Raw genomic sequence first — 1790 nt, 5'->3', positions numbered from 1 at the left:
GTCAGCAGGCCGATCTTCAGCGACAGCCATGCGGCGGTCAGCAGCTCGTCGTCGTCCAGCAGCGCCGAGTACCACTTCAGCGAGAAGCCCGACCACACCGTCACCAGCTTCGACTCGTTGAACGAGTACACGATCAGGCTGATGATCGGGATGTACAGGAACAGGAAGCCGAAGGCGAGAACGCCCGTCGACAGCGGTTTGCTCGGCTTGATCATTTCGCGTCCTCCAGTTCCTTGACCTGGTAGTACTGGAACAGCGCCATCGGCACCAGCAGCAGCAACACCATCGCGACCGTCACTGCGGACGCCATCGGCCAGTCCATGTTGTTGAAGAATTCATCCCACATCACACGGCCGATCATCAGCGTGTCGGCGCCGCCGAGCAGCTCCGGAATCACGTACTCGCCCACCGCCGGGATGAACACCAGCAGGCTGCCGGCGATGATCCCGTTCTTCGACAGCGGCAGCGTGATCCGCGTGAACGCGACCCACGGCTTCGCGCCGAGGTCGTACGCGGCTTCGAGCAGCGTGAGGTCCATCTTCACGAGGTGCGCGTACAGCGGCATCACCATGAACGGCAGGTACGAATAGACCATCCCGATGTAGACGCCGGCATCGCTGTGGTAGAGGCGCAGCGGCGTGTGGATGATGCCGAGCGCGATCAGCGTGTGGTTCAGCAGGCCGTCATCCTTCAGGATGCCGATCCATGCGTACACGCGGATCAGGAACGACGTCCAGAACGGCAGCATCACGGCCATCATCAGCACGTTGCGGCGGTTCGGTTCCGAGCGCGCGATGTAGTACGCCATCGGATAGCCGATCAGCAAACACAGCACCGTCGACACGGCGGCCATCTTCAGCGAGCTGAGGTAGGTCGCGATGTACAGGTCGTCCTGCAGCAGGAACGCGTAGTGCGACAGCTGCAGCGCGAAGTGCACGACGCCGTCCTTGATCTCGACGAGCGACGTGTACGGCGGAATGCCCATCACCTGGTCGGCGAAGCTGATCTTCAGCACCAGCACGAACGGCAGCGCGAAGAACACGGCCAGCCACAGGAACGGCACGCCGATCGCAACGCTGCGGCCCGACGGCAGGAAGCGCGACAGCATCGCGAAACGGCCCGGGCGCGCGCGGCCGGTGCCGGCGCTCGCGGCGCCGGTCGGCACCGGCGCGGACGGATTGGAGGCGGAGGTTCTCATCGTGGCGTCCTCACTGCGTCAGCACGACGCCGCTGGCCGGCGACCACGACACGAACACGTCGTCGTTCCACGCCGGTGCGCTGTCGTTCATCAGGTGCGAGCTCGACAGGTTCGACACCACCGTCTTGCCGCTCGGCAAGCGCACGTGGTACAGCGAGTAGCTGCCCATGTACGCGATGTCGGTCACGACGCCGCGCGCCCAGTTGTGTTTCGAGCTCGGTTTCTCGCGCGACACGTGAATGCGTTCCGGGCGCACCGAGATGCCGACCGGCATCCCGAGCGGGCCCGTGATGCCGTGGCTCACGTGCATGCGCGCTTCGAGGTCGTCGCTCTCGACGAAGATGTGGTCGGGCTCGTCTTCAACCACGCGCCCTTCGAACAGGTTGGTCGAGCCGATGAATTCGGCCGAGAAGCGGCTGTTCGGAAACTCGTACACCTCGCCCGGCGCGCCGATCTGCACGATCTTGCCTTCGCTCATCACCGCGAGGCGGCTGGCCATCGTCATCGCCTCTTCCTGGTCGTGCGTGACCATCACGCAGGTCACGTCGACCTTCTCGATGATGTTCACGAGTTCGAGCTGGGTTTTCTGGCG

2 protein-coding genes and 1 pseudogene are annotated in these 1790 nt (G+C 64.1%); all 3 read right to left on the bottom strand.

What is annotated here, in order from left to right:
• Positions 1-215, bottom strand: a pseudogene (locus G3N61_RS38935) (putrescine ABC transporter permease PotI); the annotation flags it as partial.
• Positions 212-1198 (bottom strand): ABC transporter permease subunit, encoded by a 987-nt coding sequence (locus tag G3N61_RS38930; protein ID WP_089451395.1) that lies wholly within the window; start codon positions 1196-1198, stop codon positions 212-214. The gene G3N61_RS38930 and the pseudogene G3N61_RS38935, both read right to left, overlap by 4 nt.
• A gap of 10 nt (positions 1199-1208) precedes the next feature.
• The coding region (locus G3N61_RS38925; protein ID WP_143331256.1) for a TOBE domain-containing protein at positions 1209-1790 on the bottom strand (582 nt) is incomplete at its 5' end.

The organism is Burkholderia sp. Ac-20349, from assembly GCF_017104865.1.
GTDB classification, from domain to species: Bacteria; Pseudomonadota; Gammaproteobacteria; order Burkholderiales; family Burkholderiaceae; genus Burkholderia; species Burkholderia aenigmatica.
The sequence above is the reverse complement of the archived record's forward strand: the minus strand, read 5'-3'. Positions and strand labels throughout refer to the sequence as shown.

What these genes read in the sequence shown, in the direction of transcription:
- G3N61_RS38930 (WP_089451395.1), bottom strand. Translation starts at nt 1,198, where the DNA reads ATGAGAACCTCCGCCTCCAATCCGTCCGCGCCGGTGCCGACCGGCGCC.